This window comes from Streptomyces sp. JNUCC 63 (assembly GCF_054366325.1).
This window is the reverse complement of the sequence record NZ_CM135963.1, coordinates 3,815,829-3,838,806: the sequence shown is the minus strand read 5'-3', so window position 1 is coordinate 3,838,806 and position 22,978 is coordinate 3,815,829. Positions and strand designations below refer to the sequence as shown.

21 protein-coding genes are annotated in these 22,978 nt (G+C 68.5%); 11 read left to right on the top strand and 10 right to left on the bottom strand.

The annotated features are described in order from the left end of the window. Nucleotides 1-32 precede the first annotated feature (32 nt). Both dnaB and ACX25U_RS17585 read left to right on the top strand, forming a co-directional pair. Nucleotides 33-1,508: a replicative DNA helicase gene (dnaB, locus tag ACX25U_RS17590; RefSeq protein ID WP_454393174.1), complete on the top strand. Its 1,476-nt coding sequence runs from the start codon at nt 33-35 to the stop codon at nt 1,506-1,508. Nucleotides 1,509-1,594: 86 nt separating this feature from the next. Further along, on the top strand, nt 1,595-2,980 hold the full coding sequence (locus tag ACX25U_RS17585) for a serine hydrolase domain-containing protein (protein ID WP_454393173.1): 1,386 nt from the start codon (nt 1,595-1,597) through the stop codon (nt 2,978-2,980). An 11-nt stretch (nt 2,981-2,991) separates the two neighbouring features. Here ACX25U_RS17585 and ACX25U_RS17580 read toward each other — a convergent pair whose 3' ends face one another. From ACX25U_RS17580 to ACX25U_RS17555, 6 genes are all read right to left on the bottom strand, one after another. Continuing rightward, a complete protein-coding gene (locus ACX25U_RS17580) occupies nt 2,992-3,444 on the bottom strand; it encodes an N-acetyltransferase family protein (protein ID WP_454393172.1) in 453 nt (150 codons plus the stop codon). Nucleotides 3,445-3,507: 63 nt separating this feature from the next. Next, complete coding sequence (locus tag ACX25U_RS17575; protein WP_454393171.1) at nt 3,508-4,380, bottom strand: GNAT family N-acetyltransferase; 873 nt, start codon at nt 4,378-4,380, stop codon at nt 3,508-3,510. Between the two features lie 136 nt (nt 4,381-4,516). Further along, on the bottom strand, nt 4,517-4,999 hold the full coding sequence (locus ACX25U_RS17570; protein WP_454393170.1) for an NUDIX domain-containing protein: 483 nt from the start codon (nt 4,997-4,999) through the stop codon (nt 4,517-4,519). An 81-nt stretch (nt 5,000-5,080) separates the two neighbouring features. After that, nucleotides 5,081-5,986, bottom strand: a complete 906-nt coding sequence (locus ACX25U_RS17565; RefSeq protein ID WP_454393169.1) for a LysR family transcriptional regulator — start codon at nt 5,984-5,986, stop codon at nt 5,081-5,083. Nucleotides 5,987-6,225: 239 nt separating this feature from the next. After that, nucleotides 6,226-7,407, bottom strand: coding sequence for a cystathionine gamma-lyase (locus ACX25U_RS17560; RefSeq protein ID WP_454393167.1), 1,182 nt, complete (start codon nt 7,405-7,407; stop codon nt 6,226-6,228). A gap of 39 nt (nt 7,408-7,446) precedes the next feature. Continuing rightward, nucleotides 7,447-7,824, bottom strand: coding sequence for a phage holin family protein (locus ACX25U_RS17555; protein ID WP_454393166.1), 378 nt, complete (start codon nt 7,822-7,824; stop codon nt 7,447-7,449). Between the two features lie 48 nt (nt 7,825-7,872). Here ACX25U_RS17555 and ACX25U_RS17550 point away from each other — a divergent pair, with 48 nt between their 5' ends. From ACX25U_RS17550 to ACX25U_RS17535, 4 genes are all read left to right on the top strand, one after another. Next, a complete protein-coding gene (locus tag ACX25U_RS17550) occupies nt 7,873-8,190 on the top strand; it encodes a cupin domain-containing protein (protein WP_454393164.1) in 318 nt (105 codons plus the stop codon). A gap of 177 nt (nt 8,191-8,367) precedes the next feature. After that, the gene (locus ACX25U_RS17545) at nt 8,368-8,580 is read left to right on the top strand and encodes a DUF5326 family protein (RefSeq protein WP_454393162.1); all 213 of its coding nucleotides are present in this window, start codon (nt 8,368-8,370) and stop codon (nt 8,578-8,580) included. A gap of 301 nt (nt 8,581-8,881) precedes the next feature. After that, on the top strand, nt 8,882-9,664 hold the full coding sequence (locus ACX25U_RS17540; protein WP_454393160.1) for an IclR family transcriptional regulator: 783 nt from the start codon (nt 8,882-8,884) through the stop codon (nt 9,662-9,664). Nucleotides 9,665-9,761: 97 nt separating this feature from the next. Then, nucleotides 9,762-10,199, top strand: coding sequence for an SsgA family sporulation/cell division regulator (locus tag ACX25U_RS17535; RefSeq protein ID WP_454393158.1), 438 nt, complete (start codon nt 9,762-9,764; stop codon nt 10,197-10,199). Nucleotides 10,200-10,301: 102 nt separating this feature from the next. Here ACX25U_RS17535 and ACX25U_RS17530 read toward each other — a convergent pair whose 3' ends face one another. Next, a complete protein-coding gene (locus ACX25U_RS17530) occupies nt 10,302-11,732 on the bottom strand; it encodes a YibE/F family protein (protein ID WP_454393156.1) in 1,431 nt (476 codons plus the stop codon). A 241-nt stretch (nt 11,733-11,973) separates the two neighbouring features. Between ACX25U_RS17530 and thiC the strand changes: the two genes are divergently transcribed. Both thiC and ACX25U_RS17520 read left to right on the top strand, forming a co-directional pair. Further along, nucleotides 11,974-13,752, top strand: a complete 1,779-nt coding sequence (thiC, locus tag ACX25U_RS17525) for a phosphomethylpyrimidine synthase ThiC (RefSeq protein ID WP_454393154.1) — start codon at nt 11,974-11,976, stop codon at nt 13,750-13,752. Between the two features lie 162 nt (nt 13,753-13,914). Continuing rightward, on the top strand, nt 13,915-15,018 hold the full coding sequence (locus ACX25U_RS17520; RefSeq protein ID WP_454393152.1) for a hypothetical protein: 1,104 nt from the start codon (nt 13,915-13,917) through the stop codon (nt 15,016-15,018). Nucleotides 15,019-15,227: 209 nt separating this feature from the next. Here ACX25U_RS17520 and ACX25U_RS17515 read toward each other — a convergent pair whose 3' ends face one another. From ACX25U_RS17515 to ACX25U_RS17505, 3 genes are all read right to left on the bottom strand, one after another. Further along, nucleotides 15,228-16,085 carry a hypothetical protein gene (locus ACX25U_RS17515; protein WP_454393150.1) on the bottom strand — a complete coding sequence of 286 codons (858 nt, stop codon included), beginning with the start codon at nt 16,083-16,085 and terminating at the stop codon, nt 15,228-15,230. Between the two features lie 181 nt (nt 16,086-16,266). Continuing rightward, complete coding sequence (locus ACX25U_RS17510; protein WP_454393148.1) at nt 16,267-17,358, bottom strand: metallophosphoesterase; 1,092 nt, start codon at nt 17,356-17,358, stop codon at nt 16,267-16,269. 184 nt (nt 17,359-17,542) lie between these two features. Further along, nucleotides 17,543-18,655 (bottom strand): LacI family DNA-binding transcriptional regulator, encoded by a 1,113-nt coding sequence (locus tag ACX25U_RS17505; RefSeq protein WP_454393146.1) that lies wholly within the window; start codon nt 18,653-18,655, stop codon nt 17,543-17,545. Between the two features lie 421 nt (nt 18,656-19,076). On the opposite strand from ACX25U_RS17505, the gene hisC reads away from it, so the two are divergent. The 3 genes from hisC to cydB all read left to right on the top strand — a co-directional run bounded on the left by hisC (nt 19,077) and on the right by cydB (nt 22,934). Then, nucleotides 19,077-20,156, top strand: a complete 1,080-nt coding sequence (gene hisC, locus ACX25U_RS17500; protein WP_454393144.1) for a histidinol-phosphate transaminase — start codon at nt 19,077-19,079, stop codon at nt 20,154-20,156. A 247-nt stretch (nt 20,157-20,403) separates the two neighbouring features. After that, nucleotides 20,404-21,909, top strand: coding sequence for a cytochrome ubiquinol oxidase subunit I (locus ACX25U_RS17495; protein WP_454393142.1), 1,506 nt, complete (start codon nt 20,404-20,406; stop codon nt 21,907-21,909). 20 nt (nt 21,910-21,929) lie between these two features. After that, entirely contained in the window at nt 21,930-22,934 is a 1,005-nt protein-coding gene (cydB, locus tag ACX25U_RS17490) for a cytochrome d ubiquinol oxidase subunit II (RefSeq protein WP_454393141.1), read from the top strand. Nucleotides 22,935-22,978 lie beyond the last annotated feature (44 nt).

Here is a 22,978-nt window from a genome sequence, read left to right as displayed (position 1 = left end):
GGTCCGCTCGGCGGACGGGAGGAGGACGCTCGGTGAGCATTTCCGAGCCCTTGGACGACCCGTGGGCCGACAGAGGGCCCAGTGATCGTCTACCCGCCTCCCGCCGTCTCGGCTCGGGTCCCGGCCGCGACGAGCAGCACGACCGCGGCCAGGACCGCGGCGCGTGGGACGACGGAGGCTCCTCCTTCGAGCGATTGCCCCCGCAGGACCTGGACGCCGAGCAGTCGGTCCTCGGTGGAATGCTCCTGTCCAAGGACGCCATCGCCGATGTCGTGGAGATCCTCAAGGGCCATGACTTCTACAAACCGGCGCACGAGACGATCTACCAGGCCATCCTCGACGTCTATGCCAAGGGTGAGCCCGCCGACCCCATCACCATCGCCGCCGAGCTCACCAGGCGCGGTGAGATCAACAGGGTGGGCGGTGCCTCCTACCTCCACTCGCTCGTGCAGACCGTGCCGACGGCGGCGAACGCCTCGTACTACGCGGAGATCGTCCACGAGCGTGCGATCCTGCGCCGCCTCGTCGAGGCCGGTACACGCATCACGCAGATGGGATACGCGGCCGACGACGACGTCGACGAGATCGTCAACCGTGCCCAGGCCGAGGTCTACGCGGTCACCGAGCAGCGCACCAGTGAGGACTACCTGCCGCTGGGCGACATCATGGAAGGCGCGCTCGACGAGATCGAGGCGATCGGCTCGCGCAGCGGCGAGATGACCGGTGTGCCCACCGGATTCACCGACTTCGACTCGCTGACGAACGGCCTGCACCCGGGCCAGATGATCGTCATCGCAGCGCGCCCCGCGATGGGCAAGTCGACGCTCGCGCTGGACTTCGCGCGGACGGCGTCGATCAAGCACAACCTGCCCAGCGTCATCTTCTCGCTGGAGATGGGGCGCAACGAGATCGCGATGCGTCTGCTGTCCGCCGAGGCTCGTGTCGCCCTGCACCACATGCGTTCGGGCACGATGACCGACGAGGACTGGACGCGGCTGGCCCGCCGGATGCCGGACGTCTCGGCCGCCCCGCTCTACATCGACGACTCTCCGAACCTGTCGATGATGGAGATCCGCGCCAAGTGCCGGCGCCTGAAGCAGCGCAACGACCTCAAGCTGGTTGTCATCGACTACCTGCAGCTGATGCAGTCCGGCGGCTCCAAGCGCGCCGAGAGCCGGCAGCAGGAGGTCTCGGACATGTCCCGCAACCTCAAGCTGCTGGCCAAGGAGCTGGAGATCCCGGTCATCGCGCTTTCCCAGCTCAACCGTGGCCCCGAACAACGCACGGACAAGAAGCCGATGGTCTCCGATCTGCGTGAGTCGGGCTCCATCGAGCAGGACGCCGACATGGTCGTCCTGCTGCACCGCGAGGACGCCTACGAGAAGGAGTCGCCGCGCGCCGGTGAGGCCGACCTGATCGTCGCCAAGCACCGCAACGGCCCGACGGCGACGATCACGGTCGCCTTCCAGGGCCACTACTCGCGGTTCGTGGACATGGCGCAGACCTGAGCGGCGTCCCGTGGTCCGCCGCGGCTGTCGCCGTGTCCGCCAGAAATGCGCTCGACGTGCGCGGGCACACCGGATGGACTGAGGGCATGACGACTTCTCAGGACGAATTGCTTCCCGGTACGCGCCGGGCGCTGTCGCACCGGATCGCCGTGGCACAGACCGAGGGGCGGGCGCCGTCGCTCGTCGCCGCGGTCGTGCGCGAGGGGCGGACCGTCTGGCATGGCGCGCGGACGTCGGTGGAGGGCCACGGACCGGACGAGAAGACGCAGTACCGGATCGGCTCGATCACCAAGACCTTCACCGCCGTGCTCGTCCTGCGGCTGCGCGACGAGGGTGTCCTGGACCTGACGGACCCGCTGGAGAAACATCTGCCGGGCACCGGAGTGGGGGAGGCCACGATCGCCGACCTGCTGGCGCACACGGGCGGGTTGGCCGCCGAGTCGCCCGCACCGTGGTGGGAGAGATCGCCCGGAGCTCTGCGCCCCGAACTCGCCGACGTACTGGGCGAGGAGCCGCTGCGGCATCCGGTCGGCCGGCGGTTCCACTACTCGAATCCCGGCTACACCCTGCTGGGCGCGCTCGTCGAGGAGGTGCACGGCGCCGACTGGGAGGAGGTCCTTCGGCGGGAAGTACTCGAACCCCTGAGACTGAACCGCACGAGCGCTCACCCCGAGGCGCCGTACGCGGGTGGCTGGGCGGTGCATCCCTGGGCCGATGTGATGCTGCCGGAGCCCGCCGAGAACCTCGGCCGGATGGCTCCTGCCGGGCAATTGTGGTCCACCACAGGGGATCTGGCTCGCTTCGCCGCCTTCCTCACCAAGGGGGACGAGCGGGTCCTGAGCGCCGATTCGCTTCGGGAAATGCGGACTCCGGCGGCCCCCTCCCAAGTGGCGGATGTGGCCTCCGGGTACGCGTACGGCCTGGGGCTCGAACTGCGGCGGTGGGGCGACCGGCTCCTCGTGGGGCACAGCGGGTCGCTCCCGGGCTTTCTGGCCTCGCTCACCATCGATGTGGAGGACGACGTGGCCGCGGTCGTACTGACCAACTGCACGTCCGGCCCGCTGCCCGTCGCGGTGGGTGCCGACCTCGTGCGCATCGTCGCCGACGCGGAGCCGCGGATTCCCGAGCCCTGGCGGCCGCTGCGGGAGACCGACCCGTCGGTACTGGAGCTGGCGGGACAGTGGTACTGGGGGACGTACGGCTTCGGTCTGCGGCTGACCGCCGACGGACTCCTCTCGCTGGAGCCGCTGTCCGGCAGCGGTCGGCGTTCACGGTTCCGGGCGAACGGTGACGGAACCTGGACGGGGCTGGAGGGCTACTACGCCGGCGAGGTGCTGCGGGCGGTACGGCGGCCGGACGGATCGGTGGACCACCTGGACCTCGGGTCGTTCGTGTTCACACGCCAGCCGTACGACGCGGAGGCTTCCGTGCCCGGTGGCGTGGATCCGGAGGGGTGGCGAGGCATCGGTTAGGGACCGGGGGTTCACAGCCGCAGTTTGAAGCCCAGGTGCGAGGCTTCGAAGCCCAGTCGTTCGTAGAAGCGGTGGGCGTCGGTGCGGGTTCGGTCCGATGTCAGCTGCACCAACTGGCAGCCGTGGTGTCGTGATGCGTCGATGGCCCACTCGATGAGCTGCGTGCCCAGGCCGCTGCCGCGCTCGTCGGCGTGGACGCGGACGCCTTCGATGATCGACCGGGTGGAGCCGCGCCGGGACAAGCCGGGAATGATCGAGAGCTGGAGCGTGCCGACGACGCGGCCCTCGCGCACCGCGACCACCAGGTGCTGATGAGGATCGGCGCTCAGCTGCTCCAGCGCGGCCATATAGGGCGCGAGGTCGTCCGGGGACTCGCGCTGCGCACCCAGCGGGTCGTCGGCGAGCATGCCGACGATGGCGGGCACGTCACCGGCAACAGCCGACCGTATCTCGAAATCTGTCATGTCCCGCACCCTATGGTGCGGTCGGGGCGCGCGTGTGCACAACGCTTGCCCGAGGCGGTTCCCTCAGCCCGCCGCCACGGTGAGTGGGGCGAAGCGTCGGCTCCAGTCCCCGGGTGGTTCCACGATGCCGTAGGTCATGACGGCGTTGCGGGCCACGGACGCCAACCCGCGTTCCTTCAGCCAGACCAGCAGTTCCTCGTGGCGTACGTCGATGTCCGTGCGCAGCGGGCGGCTGGTGTGAGCGGCGAGGGAGGCGAGCAGGGCCTTGGCCGTCTCGGTGTCCCGGGCGATCAGGGGACCCACGACGTGGGTGTCCATGTTGGGCCAGGCCGTGGCGTAGCCGATGATCCGGCCGTGGTCCTCGGCGACCCGCAGCTGGTCCGCGAACGCGGGAAGCCGGGTGACGAGGGAGGTGCGATCGGCGCCGAAGACCTCCTCGTCGAGCCGGATGATGCCGGTGAGGTCACCGGCGGTGGCCGCTCGCGTGGCGATACAAGGGCGTTGCTCGTCCGGCGTCGGTGTGAAGCGCCCGAGCACCATCTCCGCCCATCCGGTGACCTTGAAGCCCAGCTCCTCGTACAGCGGACGGCCGTACGGCGTCGCGTGGAGCGTCAGGGGTGTGGTGCCCATAGTCGAGACGACGTGGTGCATCAGTCGGCGCCCGATGCCCTGGCGGGCGTGTCGTTCGGCGACCAGGACCATGCCGATGGCGCCCAGATCCGGACGTCCCTGCGGTCCGTACTGGGTGAGGACGCACGCGGCGACGAGCCCCCCGTTCGGATCGTCGATGCCGTAGCCCGTCCCGGATGTCAGAAGGAAGCCCCACTTGTGCTCCTCCCGCTGCCACCCCCGGTTCTCGGACAGGTCGGCGCAGGCGGTGAGATCGCGAAGCGTCAGACGGCGGATGGGGGAAAGGACGGGGGAAGGAGTCGACACGCAGGTCAGGCTGTCCGACGGGCGCCCTCGGCGTCCAGCCGTTTTCGGACCGGGCGGACGTGGTTCTGGCCATACGGTGGTCATCTGCGCAGCCCATGGACAGATGTGCGGTGTTTCACGTGAAACATCCGGTTTCTCAGCCCAGGTCAGGCGCGTGCATGGCGCGTACGCCCTCGATGTTTCCGTCCAGATAGTGCCGCAGGGACAGCGGAACCAGGTGGACGGAGGCGATGCCGACCCGGGTGAACGGCACCCGCACGATCTCGTACTCGCCGGCGGGCTCGTCCATTTCGGGGCCGTGCCGCTGGGAGGCGTCCATGGACTCCAGTCGGCAGACGAAGAAGTGCTGCACCTTCACACCGGTCGCACCGCCGTCCTCGCCGATGTGCTCCACGGTGTCCACAAAACAAGGCACCACGTCGGTGATCTTGGCGCCGAGCTCCTCGTGGACCTCGCGGTGCAGGGCGTCGACGACGGTCGTGTCCCCAGGCTCGACTCCGCCACCGGGAGTGACCCAGTAGGGATCGACACCGGGCTTCGTACGCTTGATCAGGATCAGGTCGTCACCGTCGAGGAGAACGGCACGGGCGGTGCGCTTGACCACGGGTCGGACGGTCATGGGGGAAATGTGGCCCGGCTGGTTCCACGTGAAACATCGCGCGACGCCGCAGCCCTCAGGGCACGGCGTTCCGCTGGCGGCTCAGGACCAGTCGGCAGCCGCACGCAGCAGCCACTCGTGGGCCCGCGCGATGTGCGGCATCGCCAGCGTGCCGGTCCGGACGACGAGGAAATAGGTGCGCAGCGGCGGCACCGCCGGTTCGTGGAGAGCCACGACCTCCCCCTGCCCCAGGGCGGCCGCGCACAGATACCGGGGCAGTACCGCGAGCCCGGCGCCCGCCACCACACAGGCGAGGACCGCGCGCAGATCGGGGACGATCACCGTGCCGGACGCCGCCGGCCGGGAGTCGAAGACCGAGGCCCAGTAGCGGGATGCGAAGGGAAGCGACTCGTGGACCTCAACCAGGGGAATGGCCTCCAGAGGGGGTACGGTCTTGCGACGCGGCTTCGCGGAGCCGATCCGCTCGGCCCAGCGCGGGGCGGCGACCAGGACGTGTTCCTCGTCGCACAACGGAGCCGCCGTGAGCAGTCCGCCGCGCGGCCGGGCCGTGCTGATGGCCAGATCATGATGTCCGGCGGACAGGCCGTCCAGGGTTTCCTCGGCGGTCCCGAACGAGGTGCGCAAGGCGAATCCCTGCCCGTCGTCGCCGGTCAGTCCGGTCAGCGCGGGCAGTGCCCGCTCCGCGGTGAATTCCGGCGGACCGGCCAGATGCAGAGTGCGTAAGGAAGACTCGTCGTCGAGGCCGGATTCGGTGATCTCCACCAGGGCGTCGAGATGCGGCGCGGTCTTGTGGGCGAGTTCGTCGCCGATGGTCGTGGGCGTCACACCGCGGGCCTGGCGCAGGAACAGGGGGCGGCCCACCTGCCGTTCCAGCGTACGGATCTGGGAGGTGACGGCCGGCTGGGAGAGACCGAGCAGCGCCGCGGCCCGGGTGAAGGAGCCCGCCCGGTGCACAGTCACGAACGTGCGCAGCAACGCCAGATCCATGGCGCACCCACCCCTCTCGGTGCCCTTCGCGCGGCCCCCCGGCCCCGCCCAACTATAAATATGTCGATAGGTCTCTGTCGCTACCGTGATTGGACACTGACACTGAGTCAACTAGCCTTGTTCGCGCGGTTCTACGCGCGGGAACCGGAGGGCGGTCCGAGCCACGAGGGGGGAGGCTCGGACCGCCCGTCGTACGTGGCCGGCGGCGTATCGGCGTTCGACCGGCGTCCCCAAGGCGGTCAGTGAGCCGATTCTTCCAGTGCCCGCAGCACATCCGCCACCAGATCCTCGGGGTCCTCGGCACCGACGGACATCCGGATGAAACCCTCCGGCACCGCGTCCCCGCCCCAGCGCCCACGTCGCTCGGCCGTGGAGCGCACCCCGCCAAAGCTCGTCGCGGCGTCCACGAGCCGGAGCGCGCCGAGGAAACGCTCGGCACGCGCGCGCGTGGGCAGCGTGAAGGACACCACGCACCCGTAGCGCCGCATCTGCTGTGAGGCGATCTTGTGCGAGGGATCGTCCGGGAGCCCCGGATAACGCAGCCCGGTCACCTCGGGACGTCCGCGCAGCGCCTTGGCGAGTGCCAGGGCGGAGGCGTTCTGCCGGTCGACGCGCATCTGCAGGGTGGCGATCGAACGGTGTGCGAGCCAGGCCTCCATCGGCCCCGGGATCGCACCCACGATCTTGCGCCAGCGGCGTACGGCCGCCATGGCCTCGCCGCCGCGGCCGGCGACGTATCCCAGCAGGATGTCGCCGTGCCCGGTGAGCTGCTTGGTGCCGCTGGCCACCGAGAAGTCCGCGCCGAGCGCCAGTGGCCGCTGCCCGAGCGGGGTCGCCAGGGTGTTGTCGACCGCGACCAGGGCCCCACGCGCGTGGGCCGCCTGAACCAGCCGACGGATGTCGCACACGTCGAGCCCCGGGTTCGACGGGGACTCGATCCACAGCAGCCGTGCTCCGTCCAGCACGTCGAGCTGGGCGTTCCCGCCGGTCGGTGCGGTGCGCACCTCGATGCCGTACGCCCGCAGCTGCTCGCCTGCCGGCGGCAGCGCCTGGTAGCCGTCGCTGGGCAGGACCACCGCGTCCCCCGCGCGCAGCTGGGAGAAGAGCACCGAGGAGATGGCGGCCATGCCGGAGGCGAACACCAGCGTCTCCACGCCGCCCTGCCCTGGCGCTTCCAGCTCGCCGATGGCGCGCTCCAGCAGGGTCCAGGTCGGGTTCTCGTCGCGACCGTAGGTGTAGGGGCCCGTCGGGTCGCCCGGCAGATGGAAGTGGGCGGCGAACACCGGCCCCGGAAGCGTCGGCTCGTGCTTGACCGGCTCGGGCAGTCCGGCCCGCACCGCGCGCGTGCCCTCACCGGCGTCGGCGGAGAAAAGGGACTCCTTCCGAACACCGTCCGGACCATTCGCAGCGGAATCGTTCATGCCGCCCTGCTCTCCTTCGTTCGGCCCGTCATCGGTCACTCAGTCCTCGTCCGGCAGGACCATGTGCAGCGCCCAGGAGACGACCGAGACGATCAGACCGCCGAGGACGGCCGCCCAGAAGCCCTCGACGTGGAAACTCACCTCGAGCTTGCCGCACACCCACGACGTGAGCAGCAGCATCAGCGCGTTGACCACCAGGGTGATCAGGCCGAGCGTCAGGAGGAACAGCGGGAAGGTCAGCACCTTCACCACCGGCTTGACCAGGAAGTTCACCAGGCCGAAGACCAGGGCGACGGCGATCAGCGTGCCGACCTTCCGAGCAGTGCTGTCGCCGGTCAGGGTGATCTTGTCGAGCAGCCAGACGGCGACCGCCAGGGCGCCCGCGTTGGCGATCGTCTTGACTACGAAATTCTTCATGTGTCTGATCGTGGCAGACGAGATCGGTGACGAGCGTGGGCGAGGGCGATGAAGGCATTCCGGCTGGACGAACTGGAGGCGGAGCGAGCCGCCAACGAGGGCGCCTACCTTCAGTTCCTGCGGGAGCGGAACATGTCGGTCGGTCTGTACGCGCTCAACGCGGGCGATCACGACCCGCAGAAGCCGCACAACCAGGACGAGGTGTACTTCGTCGTGAGCGGCCGCGCCTCGATCACGGTCGGCCTGGAGACGACCCAAGTGGCGCGCGGCAGCGTAGTCTACGTGCCGGCCGGAGTCGCCCACAAGTTCCACCACATCAGCGAGGATCTGCGGGTCCTGGTGGTGTTCTCTCCCCCGGAAGCCTGAGGCGCCGTCTCGGGGTTCCCTAGGGGAACGGTCAGGGGAGGACAAGGGGTGTGAGGGCCCCACCGGACCCCCTGGCCGTCCTAGCATCGAGTGCAGGACATCGAAGGGCCCGCACCGGGGAGTGCGGGACACCGACAGGACCGGCACAGGACCGGTGGAGAGATGAGGACGAGGGCAATGCGAGAGATCTTCGCGGGTCTGCCGTGGTGGGTGAAGTGGATCGCGGTGCCGGTCATCGCCCTGGTCGTCTTCGGCGGCCTGATAGCGAGCGTGGTCAGCTTCGTGATCGGCCTGCTGTTCAAGCTGCTGGTCTTCGTGGCCCTGGTCGGCGGACTGATCTACATCGTCCGGAAGTTCATGTCGAGCTCGTCCTCACGCAGCGACTGGTGAGAGCCGTGGGACACCGGTGACCGGTGACGGGAATCGCCGGTTCCCTCGGGGGAGGGAAGTTTCCCGGACAGTCCGTCTGTGAGCGGTGACAGGCGGATAAGGTCCGGAAATCGACGCGGGGCAGATCCCCGCGGGCGGCTTGCACCCCCACCCGTGCTCCCGGCACGGCTGCCCCCTCGCGCTACGGGAGTGACCCTTGGCCACGGTTGAAACCGCACCCGCAGAACGGCACGCGCCCTCCGCACCCCGGGGGCTGTGCCACTCCACGGCACTTCTGACGCAGCCGCGCTCGTCGCCCCCCGTGGAACAGCCCCGCGCCGCGGCCCCGGAGCAGCAGCCCCAGACCCTCATCGGGTCCGTGCAGCGCGCGATGCGCCTGCTGGAATCCGTCGCACGGCACGAGCAGGGAGCGCCCGCCAAACAGCTCGCCCGCGAGACGGACCTGGCGCTCCCCACCGCCTACCACCTGCTGCGCACCCTCGTCCACGAGGGCTATCTGTACCGCGACCGGGGCCTGTTCTTCCTGGGCGAGGCGGCCGAGCGGCTGGGCAGCAGCGGGGCGGCGCAGAAACGTCGCAGCGCAGTCGTCGAGGCGATGGCGCGGTGGCGGGATGCGATCGGTGCGCCGGTGTACTACGCGATGTACCGCGACGGCGAGATCGAGACCATGTGCGTTTCGGCCTCCGCGGCCAACCCGGCGGTCGAGGAGTGGGCCGACTTCCGCGAGACCGGGCACGCGCACGCGGTCGGCCAGTGCCTGCTGTCCCAGCTGGACGACAGCACCCGCCGCGACCACCTCGACCGCTATCCCGTACTGTCCCTCACCCCGTACACGGTCCGTGACGAGGACAGCCTGCTGCGGCGCCTGGAGCGGACGCCGCGGATGGAGCCGGTGACCGAGCGGCAGGAGTACGCGCTGGGGACGGCGTGCGCGGCGGTTCCCATCACCATGGGCGCCACGGCGGCCACCATGGCCCTCTCCCTTCCCGCCCACCAGGCCGATCGGCTGCTGCCCGCCGCGCGACAACTGCAGCGTGAGGTGGGACGGTGTCTGGGCTCCCTGGCGCTCTCTATCAGTATCTGAAAACTCACTCCTTGTGATCTGCCGTGTACGTTCAGCAAGATGCACCAGTGTCACGGGATGGGTTCCCGGCCAGTCGACGGCAAATGACGGGGTAGCGATGCGCGAGTCCGTACAGGCAGAGGTCATGATGAGCTTTCTCGTGTCCGAGGAGCTCTCCTTCCGCATTCCGGTGGAGCTGCGGTACGAGACCTGTGATCCCTATGCCGTGCGGCTGACCTTCCATCTTCCCGGCGATGCCCCGGTGACCTGGGCGTTCGGACGGGAGCTGCTGATCGACGGAGTGGGCACACCGTGCGGGGACGGCGATGTGCGCATCGCGCCCGCCGACGCCGGCTCGCTCAGCGAGGTCCTGATCCGGCTTCAGGTCGGTGGCGACCGGGCGCTGTTCCGTTCCTCCACGGCGCCGCTGGTGGCGTTCCTGGACCGCACGGACAAGCTGGTGCCGCTGGGCCAGGAGGGCGCGCTGGCCGACTTCGACGCCCACCTCGACGAGGCCCTGGACCGCATCCTGGCGGAGGAGCAGAGCACGGGCTGAAGCGTTACGGCATTGGCTGCACGGGTGGTGATGTAGCGCTTGGCCGCGCCCCGCAAGAGTGCAGGAACGGTTCGCCGACCAGGCGCCGGTCCCCGTACCGGGTCACCGCTTGCGGCGCCTGCCCCTCCCGCCGCGTGCCGGAGCGGGCACGGCGGCCGATGCGGCGGCCGGCCCCCGTCCGCCACGGTCGGCCGAGACCACGAGCGCCGCCAGGGCCGTGGTGACCGGAACGGAGGCGACCAGGCCGATCGAGCCCACCAGCGTGCGCACGATCTCCTCGGCGACCAGTTCACTGTTGGCGACGGTCCCCACGCCGCTCTGCGCGATGGAGAAGAGCAGCAGCAACGGAAGCGCGGCACCCGCGTACGCGAGGACGAGGGTGTTGACCACCGAGGCGATGTGGTCGCGCCCGATGCGGATGCCCGCGCGGTACAGCCCGCGCCAGCCCATCGAGGGATTGGCCTCGTGCAGTTCCCAGACCGCGGACGTCTGTGTGACCGTCACGTCGTCGAGCACACCGAGCGAGCCGATGATGACGCCGGCCAGCAGCAGACCGCTCATGTCGATCGACGGATACAGGCCGTGGATCAGCCCGGTGCTGTCGTCGGTGTTGCCGGTGAGCGCGGCCCAGCCGATGAACAGTGATCCCAGCACCCCGATCAGCATCAGCGAGATCAGTGTGCCGAGCACCGCCACCGACGTACGGGCGGACAGGCCGTGACACATGTACAGCGCGATCAGCATGATGGCGCTCGACCCCACGACCGCCACGGCCAAAGGGTTCGAGCCCTGCAGGATTGCGGGCAGGATGAACAGGTTCAGCACCAGGAAGCTGATGGCCAGCGCGATCAGCGCCATGACGCCCCGCATTCGCCCGACGACCACGACGGCGAGTGCGAAGACACCGGCCAGCAGCGCCATCGGGAAGTGCCGGTTGACGTCGGCGACCGAGTACTGCAAATCCTCTGGCGCGGAGGGCTCGTAGGCGACCACGACCTTCTCACCCTGGTGCAACTGGCGGGACTGGTCGGGCTGCACGATCTCGGTGAACGTACGGCCCTTGTCCTTGCCGGTGTCCACCCGGATCGTGGCCTTCTTGCAGGTACCGGACGCCTGTTGCTGTGCGGAGGAGCCCTCGGCGGTGGAGGTGTCGCCGGTAGGTGTGGCCGCGGAGGCGTTCACCGACTTGCAGCTCACCTCGACCACCTGGGTGACGGTGGCCTGCTGCGTCTGCCGGTCGAAACCCACGCCGGTGCGCTCGTGCGCCGGGGCGCCGCCCGGCCACAGCACGGTGAGACCGACCACCACCGCGGCGGCGAACGGGATCAGGATTGCCGCGATGACCTTGCGGAGGTGCTTGGAGACGGGCGTGGCCGGTCCGTGGCTGTGCGAGTGCCCGTGCCCGCCGCCGGTCCCCGAACCGTGCCCATGCCCGTGTCCGTGGCCGGCATCGGTGACGTTCTGGCCGTGCCCGGGGTCGTGTCCGTGCCGCGGTTCGGGTGGCGGATAGGGGGACTGCTGTGTCGTGGTCACCGCCCGATCATCGCAAGAACGGCACAGGCCCACTGTTCACCGCGCCACACATGACGCTAGCGTTGAGGTGCCTTTGTACACGCGGGAGCTCGGAGCACCGGGCTGAGAGGGCGCTGACCTCCGTCTTCGCGATGTTTCACGTGGAACATGTGATGTTTCACCTGAAACATCGGCGGACGGACACCGCTGCGTCGACCGCCGAACCTGTTACCGGGTAATGCCGGCGTAGGGAGTAGGTCTCATGACCAACGAGGACGTGCGCACGCCTGTCTCCACGCAGAAGTCCATCGGCTGGCACAAGGGGTACGTGGAGGGCTCGCGCACCGATCTGCGGGTGCCGGTCCGCCAGGTGCACATCACCAACGGGAAGTCGGTCACGCTGTACGACACTTCGGGCCCGTACACCGACCCACTCCTCGACACCGACGTCCGCAGGGGGCTGCCGCCGCTGCGGGAGAACTGGATCGTCGCCCGCGGTGACACTGAGGAGTACGCGGGGCGTCCCGTCCGCCCCGAGGACGACGGGATCAAGCACACCTCACCGCGCGGTGGCCTGCGCAACCTCGACGCGGTGTTCCCCGGACGGCCGCGTCAGCCGCGCCACGGCCGAGAGGGCCGGGCGGTGACGCAGCTCGCGTACGCGCGCCGCGGGGCGATCACGCCGGAGATGGAGTTCGTGGCGATCCGGGAGAACCTCGCTCCCGAGGTCGTCCGCGAGGAGATCGCGGCGGGCCGCGCCGTGCTGCCGGCCAACGTCAACCACCCGGAGACCGAGCCGATGATCATCGGTAAGCGGTTCCTGGTGAAGGTCAACGCCAACATCGGCAACTCCGCGGTGACATCGTCCATCGAGGAGGAGGTGGAGAAGATGACCTGGGCGACCCGCTGGGGCGCCGACACGGTCATGGACCTCTCCACCGGCCGCAACATCCACACCACCCGGGAGTGGGTGCTGCGCAACTCCCCCGTCCCCATCGGCACGGTGCCGCTGTACCAGGCCCTGGAGAAGGTGGACGGCAAGGCCGAGGAACTGACCTGGGAGATCTACAAGGACACGGTCATCGAACAGGCCGAGCAGGGCGTGGACTACATGACCGTCCACGCCGGCGTGCGCCTGGCCTACGTGCCGTTGACCGCGAACCGCAAGACCGGCATCGTCTCGCGCGGCGGCTCGATCATGGCGGCCTGGTGCCTCGCGCATCACAAGGAGTCGTTCCTGTACGAGCACTTCGAGGAGCTCAGCGAGATCCTCGCCGCCTATGACGTCACATACTCCCTGGGTGACGGCCTCAGGCCCGGCTCCATCGCGGACGCCAACGACGAGGCCCAGTTCGCGGAATTGCGCACGCTCGGGGAACTCGGCCGGATCGCCAGGCGTTTCGACGTACAGACCATGATCGAGGGCCCGGGACATGTCCCGATGCACAAGATCAAGGAGAACATCGACCTTCAGCAGGAGATCTGCGATGAAGCACCGTTCTATACGCTCGGCCCGCTGACGACCGACATCGCGCCGGCCTACGACCACATCACCTCCGGCATCGGCGCCGCGATGATCGCCTGGTGGGGCACGGCCATGCTCTGCTACGTCACGCCCAAGGAGCACCTGGGCCTGCCCAACCGCGACGACGTCAAGACCGGCGTCATCACCTACAAGGTAGCCGCTCACGCCGCCGACCTCGCCAAGGGACATCCGGGCGCGCAGGAGTGGGACGACGCGCTGTCCGACGCCCGCTTCGAGTTCCGGTGGGAGGACCAGTTCAACCTGTCCCTCGACCCGGACACGGCACGGGACTTCCACGACGAGACCCTCCCGGCGGAACCCGCCAAGACGGCCCACTTCTGCTCGATGTGCGGCCCGAAATTCTGCTCGATGAAGATCAGTCAAAGCATCACAGAGCGGTTCGGCGGCGACGTGACTGAGGGGGCCTCGCCCGAGGAGATCGCTGAGGGGATGCTGCAGAAGTCGAAGGAGTTCGCGGCAGGCGGGAACCGGGTGTATCTGCCGACCGTGGACTGATCCGCGGGCCACCTGCTCGGCGCGTGTTCCAGTCCTGTCCGGCCCGAACGCCTGCATCCGGGCCGGACAGACACTCCGCGCTTCGTTCAACGAGATCCGATCCAGTAACGAAAAGGACACAGTGTCGCTTGGTTCGATCAAGATCCGTAATGTGTCTTGCCTATGGCTGGGATTGATGTTGCCAACGGAGTAGTGGGCGCTGTCATCGGCATGCTGTTTGCTGTGCTGTTCCAGCAGCCGTTGCAGGACGCCTGGTACCGACTGCGCAGGCGCTCAACGAGTGCGATTCGTAGTCTGGGACGTCGGGAGGAATCGGGTCCCGCTTGGCGCACGTTCTCACTCGGGCCCCTGCAGACCTCTGCTTTGATTGCCGAGGGGGACGGAGAATCTCCAATTCCTCCCGAAACCGTCTACGTTCACGTGCTCGACGACGAGGTCGAGTTGCCCTCGGACATGCTGTCCTGGCGGGACGAAATCGCTGCCGAGAGCGAGCACTTGCGCGCCGAGGGGCGCACCCCTCTGTGGAATGGGCCACGGTATGCGGTCGAATCGTTCGACATCTCGCGAACTGCTCTCGACGAGAGGCCCGAAGTCCATCTGCGGCTGCGGCCGACCGACTACTACACTTTTCTGGCTGCTCAGCAACTCGATCGTCGGCTTCCGGACGGCAGCACACCCCGATCCCGTTATTTGAACCCGGACGAGCCTTTGAAGGCACCGCCCTTTCTGCAGTGCAGCTTCGCCGTCAACGTAGCGGTCGTCACCGCCGATGACATGCTCGTGGTCAGCCAGCGAAGTGACCGGGTTCGTATGGCTCCGGGCGTCTGGAACTCCTCCGTCAACGAGGGATTGTCCCGACATATCGACTCGTCGGGAAGGAGCGCACCAGATCTTCATGCCGTGTCCCGTCGAGGGATGCGCGAGGAACTCTCCCTGGAGCCGCATGAGTACTCACTCGACCTGCTGGCCTTCGTCCTGGACATTGAGAAGCGCCACTGGAGCGGTCATTTCTACGCCAAGCTGAAAGACCTGAAGAGCTCAGACCTGCAAGCACGCATGAGCCGGGGCGTCGCGGACCGATGGGAACACCAGACCATCGATTACGTCCCCTTCCGCCCCGCAGCGGTGGTCAGATACATGCTGCGAAACGATCGCGTTCATCGGTGGGCGCCATTGGCGCCGGCGCTGTTTCACCTCTCGCTCGTACATGCCTACAGTCGTACGCTCGTCGAACGAGTGGAGGCACAAGTCATCCGACGTCTGTAGGGCTTGTTGCTGCCCGATGTTGTCGATGAAGATCTCGCAGGAAATCCGCCGTGAACACGGCTCGGCAAGGCCGGGGTCGAGGAGGGCGTGCTCGGAAGGCGAAGGAGTTCGCGGCCGCCGGCAACCCGGTGTACCTGCCGGTCGTGGACCGAGCCCCGCCGCGTGCGGGGCGGGGAGGCGTGCCGGGACCCTCGGGGTGAGGGCTCCGGTCACTCCGGCTGGTGGTCCGGGCCTCCGAAGTCCGGGCTGGTGAAGTCGGGACTGGTGAAGCTCGGGCGAGGACTCGGGGCTCCGTCGTGCGGGCTGCTGAAACCGGGGCGGTCGTAGCCGAGTTGCGGGATACGGCCGGAGGGCGTCGACGGGTCCGTACGGTCCGGCGCGGGGGAGCCGGCGTCGGCGAGTGCGTCGCGCAGGAACGGCAGGATGCCTCGTTCGAGCAGTGCCTCGTGCCAGGCCTCCCTCGCCTGGGCTAGCTCTTCGTCCGGTTCGCCGTAGGGTCCGGTCTCCGGTGAAGGGCGGTTGCGCAGTGCGGTGAGCAGCAGCCCGGCGGCGGCCACGAGGATCGCCACCGCGGTCACGGCGCCGAACACCCAGCCCGTGGTGATCATGGCCTGGGCGAAGGTCTGCGCCGGGTCGAGCATCTTCAGGATGTAGCCGACGAGCAGGAAGAGGGCGGCGGCTATACCGGCCAGGACGGGGGCGAGTACCGCCACGACGGCGCCCGCGCCCGCGCCGGTGGTCTCGACCACCCCCTCCATGGTGGCGGCCAGTCCGGTTCCGCCCGGCTCGGCGGAGCCGGGCTGGCCGGTGGTGGACAGGGTGGTCGACGCCGGTCGGCGCAGTTCCTCGCGGACCTTGACGTAGTGGTGGTATTCGGTCGCCGCGGCCGCCGTGATCAGAGCGGTGGCGCCCAGCGCCATGGTGCGCAGCTGTTCTGGGTTGAGCCGCCGTCCGACAGCGGCCAGTTCCGGGTGGTGTGGGGCGGAGCGCAGCGCCTCATCGAGGATCCGCTCGTATTCCTGGCGGTCCTCGCTCAGCAGGTGCTGCGGAACGCTGTTCATGTGCATCCCCCGATGCTCCGTAGGGCTTGGGGCTCGCACGGCGGCGAGCCGTCGGGCAGAAACGGAGGGGAGCCTGCTACGGATAAGCCGATGGTAGAGCCGTGACGGTGCGCGGTGACAGGGGGTTTCCACAAATTGGGTGCCGACCCGCGCGGTCGTCTCCGCAGAGCGGCTGCCCGGTGAACGGTCAGCTTTCCAGGGGAAGTTGCTGGACCAGCAGCTTTCCGGCCATGGTCACGCCGCCGTCCATCGCGATGGCGAGTCCGTCGGCGTAGACGTGCGGTCCCTCCACGACCGGACCCGCGCTCTCGTCGCCGTCCTCGGAGCCGACTTCGCCCAGCAGATAGGGGATGGGGCTGTGGCCGTGAACGATACGGGTGCCGCCGTACGTATCGAGCAGGGAGCGTACGGCGTCGGCGCCGCCCTCGTCGCGGAAGGAGAAGCGCTTGGTGAATTTGCGGAACAGGTCCCAGACTTCGTCCGCGTCGTTGCGCGTGAGCGTCTCGCGGACGGTGTCGTTGACCTCTTCGATCGAGGCGCCGTAGTCGAGATAGGCGGTGGTGTCGGAATGCACGAGCAGATAGCCGTCGACCTCCTCGACCGCGTCGAGGCGGGCCATCCACTGCAGGTGATGGTCCTGGAGGCGGTCCATGTCGGATTTCTGGCCGCCGTTGAGCAGCCAGGCCGCCTGGAAGGTGGCGGTGCCCGCGCCGGAGTTGACGGGGGTGTCGCCGAACCGCTTGGCGCCGAGCAGCAGCAGCTCGTGGTTGCCCATGAGGGCCTTGCAGTAGCCGCCGGCGGCGGCCGCCTCGGCGGACAGTCGCATCACGAGGTCGATGACGCCGATGCCGTCCGGTCCGCGGTCGGTGAAGTCGCCGAGGAACCACAGCCGCGTGGTGCCCGCGCGCCACTGGCCGGCGGAGTCGATGAGCCCCTTCTCCTGGAGGGCGGCCACCAGCTGGTCGAGGTAGCCGTGCACGTCACCGACGACGTACAGGGGACCCGGGCCGGTACCGGGCTGTGCGGCGGGCGCGGGGGCCGGGTCGACGGCCACCTGAACCGTGTCACCGCGGTTGATGACCGGCAGGTCGCGCTCGGTGGGCGTGTACGCGTCGGAGTAGCCCTCCCGGGCCGGCCGGACCGTCTCGGCGGGGGGCATGCCGTGGGCGTACGGACCGGTCTCGTTGACGTACGCGGGCACCCGGAAGTCGCGCAGCGTTGACGTGCGCTCCACCTCGGGTCCCTGACCGGCCCCCTGAGTCATCGACCCCTCCACCATCGCGCCGCATCTGCACCGCTTCGGACTGCCTGGTCGCAGCGGCCCGCGGTGTCGTGGGCCCATCATAGGAATGCGGATCGCGCCATGTGATGACCCAGGGGTGGTGAATCGGAGCAGGACTCCGGTTCGCCGTGGCTTTCGCCCCGAATGACCGGTCTTCGACGGCCCTGCCGGCCGCCTTGCTCTAGTGCCCGCCCGATGTGCGTGGTGGGCTGACCGTGTGGCGTTGCGGGCGTCGCTGGGACGAGGTGCGCACGATCAGCTCGGTCGGTATGACCTGCTCGACCGGACGGTCCGACTCGACGCCTTCGATCGCGTCGATGAGGAGCTGGACGACCGCCGTGCCGATCCGGCGCGGCTTCAGGGAGAGCGTGGTGATGGGCGGCTCCGTGCCGGCGTACACGGTGGACTCGCTGCAGCACACCAGCAGCAGGTCCTCGGGGACGCGCAGGCCGTAGCGGCGGGCGGCGGCGAGCAGGTCGGTGCCGTTGGGGTCGAACAGTCCGTAGACGGCGTCGGGCCGGTCGGGGCGGGCCAGCAGCCGGTCGGCGGCGACGGCGCCCGCGCACGGGTCGTGGGCGGGGTAGGCCTCGTAGACCGGGTCCTGGCCGACGCGCTCGCACCAGTGCAGGTAGGCGGTCGTCGACAGGTGGGTGTACGTGTCCGTGGTGGTGCCGGTGAGCAGGCCGATGCGGCGGGCCCCGGCCTCGGCGAGGTGGTCGAGGATGCCGAGGACGGCGGCTTCGTGGTCGTTGTCGACCCAGGCGGTGACGGGGAGCGTGCCGGCCGGGCGGCCGTCGCTGACCACCGGTAAGCCCTGACGTACCAGTTCGCTGACGACCGGGTCCTGGTCCGAGGGGTCGATGACGACCGTGCCGTCCAGTGCGACGTTCGACCACACGTCGTGACGTGAGGTCGCGGGCAGGATGACGAGGGCGTAGCCGCGGGCGAGCGCGGCCGAGGTGGCGGCCCGGGCCATCTCGGCGAAGTACGCGAACTCGGTGAAGGTGAAAGGTTCATCCCCGTATGTGGTCACGGTCAGGCCGATGAGGCCGGACTTGCCGGTACGGAGGGTGCGGGCCGCGGCCGAGGGGCGGTACCCCAGCCGGTCGGCGACCTCGCGGACATGGCGTCGGGTGGCGTCCGGGAGCCTGCCCTTGCCGTTGAGGGCGTCGGAGACGGTCGTGATGGAGACTCCGGCGGCGGCGGCCACGTCTCTGATGCCCGCCCGGCCCGGCCGGCCGCCTCGGCGTGAGGTTTCCGCGCGGCTCACCTGGTGCTTCCCTGCTGCTGTCATGGCGAGCCGATAGTAGGGCTCATGCGGTGGGGTAGTGCGGACGCATATGCACGCGTTGACAGGCACGTTTCTGCATGGTCATCCGGGCTCGATTTCCTTTGAAACCATGTCAGTTGAATGGCGCGATGCCAGGACCTGACGCGGCGGCACGCATGGACCTGCCGAGCCCTCGATGTTTCGAAGAGGTCTCAACTCACCTTCACGAGGGATGCGCGCCACGGCGTGAGCCACCGGCGCGTAGATATATCTTGACGCGCCCCTCGATTCGTACGCCTTCGTACGGTGATGCCTCTGATGCCAGTGTGACCCATGAGGTCAGTGCTGGTGCACAGGTGGTGGCGTCCGACCCATACGCAGCGGCGCCCAATCCTCATAAGGTGTGCAGTATTGGAAGCCGGTGGTGGTCACGAGGAGGACTGCGGTGAGCGAGACGAGCCCGAAGCTGCGTGCCGAGCTGGAGGGTATCCCCACCTACAAGCCGGGAAAGCCTGCTGCGGCCGGCGGCCCGGTGGCGTACAAGCTGTCCTCCAACGAGAACCCCTACCCGCCGCTGCCGGGAGTGATGGAGACGGTGACGGCCGCCGCCTGCTCCTTCAACCGCTACCCGGACATGGCGTGCACGGCCCTGACCAACGAGCTGGCCGAGCGCTTCGGCGTGCCGGCCTCCCACGTGGCCACCGGCACCGGCTCCGTCGGTGTCGCCCAGCAGCTGATCCAGTCCACCAGCGGCCCCGGTGACGAAGTCGTCTACGCCTGGCGGTCCTTCGAGGCGTACCCGATCATCACGCAGATCAGCGGGGCGACCTCCGTGCAGGTGCCGCTGACCTGGGGTGAGGTGCACGACCTGGACGCGATGGCGGACGCGATCACCGACCGCACCCGTCTGGTCTTCGTCTGCAATCCGAACAACCCGACCGGCACGGTGGTGCGGCGGGCCGAGCTGGAACGCTTCCTCGACCGGGTGCCCTCCGATGTGCTGGTGGTGCTGGACGAGGCCTACCGCGAGTTCATCCGCGACCCCGAGGTGCCGGACGGTGTGATGCTCTACCGCGACCGGCCGAACGTCTGTGTGCTGCGCACGTTCTCCAAGGCCTACGGCCTCGCCGGGCTGCGGGTCGGCTTCGCGATCGCCCATGAGCCGGTGGCGGCGGCGCTGCGCAAGACGGCGGTGCCGTTCGGCGTGAGCCAGCTGGCGCAGGAGGCGGCGATCGCCTCGCTGCGGGCCGAGGACGAACTGCTGGGCCGGGTGGGTTCGCTGGTGTGCGAGCGCACGCGTGTGGTCGACGGGCTGCGCGCGCAGGGCTGGACGGTACCCGAGACGCAGGCCAACTTCGTGTGGCTGCGGCTGGGGGAGCGTACGGTCGCCTTCGCCGAGGCGTGCGAGCAGGCCGGCGTGGTGATCCGGCCGTTCCCGGGCGAGGGCGTGCGGGTGACCGTCGGGGAGGCCGAGGCGAACGACATCTTCCTGAAGGCGGCGGAGGCGTTCCGCAAGGAGGTCTGAGCGCCGCGGCCGGGGCGGGCATCGGGTGAGTCCCGGGGTGCCCGCCCTGTTTGCTGCCGGCCGGCAAGTCGCACTCGAGGGGTTGGCGCAGGAAGGGACCCCCCCTTACGGACTTCGAAGACACGTGCGTCATAATTGCTTGTGAATGTGAACGCGTTCACAAGCGAGTCCGATTGTTGCTCTGTTGTGCAGGACACACCGGGGCAAACGGCCGCCGCCACAGCGGTGACGTAAGGAGAGTGACGACGTGGACCTGGCTTTGGCGCCGGAGACACTGGCGCGCTGGCAGTTCGGCATCACGACCGTCTACCACTTCCTGTTCGTCCCCCTGACGATCTCGCTGGCCGCCCTGACGGCCGGGCTGCAGACCGCATGGGTGCGCACGGAGAAGGAGAAGTACCTCAGAGCCACCAAGTTCTGGGGCAAGCTCTTCCTGATCAACATCGCCATGGGTGTGGTCACCGGCATCGTGCAGGAGTTCCAGTTCGGCATGAACTGGTCGGACTACTCCCGCTTCGTCGGTGACATCTTCGGCGCCCCACTCGCCTTCGAAGCGCTGATCGCGTTCTTCTTCGAGTCCACGTTCATCGGCCTGTGGATCTTCGGCTGGGACAAGCTTCCCAAGAAGATCCACCTGGCCTGCATATGGATGGTCTCGTTCGGCACGCTGGTGTCGGCCTACTTCATCCTCGCGGCCAACTCCTGGATGCAGCACCCCGTCGGCTACCGGATCAACGAGGAGAAGGGCCGGGCCGAACTCACCGACTTCTGGCTGGTGCTCACCCAGAACACCACGCTCAACCAGGTCTTCCACAGCTTCTCGGCGGCTTTCCTGACGGGCGGCGCCTTCATGGTGGGAATCGCCGCCTTCCACCTCATGCGCAAGAAGCACATCCCCGTGATGCGCACCTCGCTCCGGCTCGGCCTGGTCACCATGGCGGTCGGGGGACTGCTCACCGCGGTCAGCGGGGACACCCTCGGCAAGGTCATGTACGAGCAGCAGCCCATGAAGATGGCTGCCGCCGAGGCGCTGTGGGAGAGCGAGAGTCCGGCGCCCTTCTCGGTCTTCGCGTACGGAGACGTCGACAAGGGGCACAACAAGGTCGCCCTGGAGATCCCCGGACTCCTGTCCTTCCTCGCCCACGGCGACTTCGATTCGCCCGTGCCCGGCATCAACGACACCAATGAGGCCCTGCAGGAGAAGTTCGGCCCCGGTGACTACAAGCCCATCGTCCCCGTCGCCTACTGGAGCTTCCGCTGGATGATCGGCTTCGGTATGGCGTCCTTCTCGCTCGCCCTGCTGGGGCTCTGGCTCACGCGGAAGAGGTTCCTGCTGCCGGCCGCCCTGCGCACCGGGGAGGACGAGGTCCCGCATCTGGTGCTGCTGAAGAAGCCGATCGGTCCGAGGCTCAGCCGGCTGTACTGGCTCCTGGCGCTCTGGACGATGGCGTTCCCGCTGATCGCCAACGCCTGGGGATGGATCTTCACCGAGATGGGCCGGCAGCCCTGGGTCGTCTACGGCCTGATGCAGACCCGGCACGCGGTCTCTCCCGGCGTGTCCCAGGCCGAGGTCATCACCTCGATGAGCGTCTTCACCGCGCTGTACGCCGCTTTGGCCGTCATCGAGGTCAAGCTGCTCGCCAAGTACGTCAAGGCGGGCCCGCCCGAGCTCACCGAGGCCGACCTCAACCCGCCCACGAAGCTCGGCGGCGATCCCCGTGACGCCGACAAGCCGATGGCCTTCTCGTACTAGGCCGAGGGAGTCGCACAGTCATGGAACTGCACAACGTCTGGTTCGTTCTGATCGCCGTCCTGTGGATCGGCTACTTCTTCCTGGAGGGTTTCGACTTCGGGATCGGGATTCTCACCCGGCTGCTCGCCCGCGACCGCGCCGAGAAGCGGGTGCTGATCAACACCATCGGCCCCGTCTGGGACGGCAACGAGGTGTGGCTGCTCACGGCCGGTGGCGCCACCTTCGCCGCCTTCCCCGAGTGGTACGCCACGCTCTTCTCCGGCTTCTACTTGCCGCTGCTGGTCATCCTGATCAGCCTGATCGTCCGGGGTGTCGCCTTCGAGTACCGGGTGAAGCGGCCGGAGGAGCGCTGGCAGCGCAACTGGGAGACGGCGATCTTCTGGACCTCGCTCATCCCCGCGTTCCTCTGGGGCGTGGCGTTCGGGAACATCGTGCGCGGAGTGAAGATCGACTCCGAGTTCGAGTACGTGGGCAACGTCTGGGACCTGCTCAACCCGTATGCCCTGCTGGGCGGCCTGGTCACTCTGACACTCTTCACCTTCCACGGTGCGGTGTTCGCGGCGCTCAAGACCGTCGGTGACATCCGCGGGCGTGCGCGGCAGCTGGCGCAGCGTGTGGGGCTGGTCGCGGCCGTACTGGCTCTGGCCTTCCTGCTGTGGACGCAGGCCGACGGCGGTGACGGCAAGAGCCTGGTCGCGCTGGTCGCCGCGGTCGCCGCGCTGGTCGCCGCCCTGGTGGCGAACCGGGCGGGACGCGAGGGGTGGTCGTTCACGCTGTCCGGCGTCACCATCGTGGCGGCTGTGGCGATGCTCTTCCTGACGCTCTTCCCGAACGTCATGCCGTCCACGCTCGACGCGGACTGGAGCCTGACGGTCACCAACGCCTCCTCCAGCCCGTACACCCTGAAGATCATGACCTGGCTCGCGGTGATCGCCATGCCGGTCGTCCTGCTCTACCAGGGGTGGACCTACTGGGTGTTCCGCAAGCGGATCGGTACGCAGCACATCGCCGAACCCGCGCACTGAGTCCGGTGAGGGTGTGTTTCACATGAAACACACCCTCGGGGCCG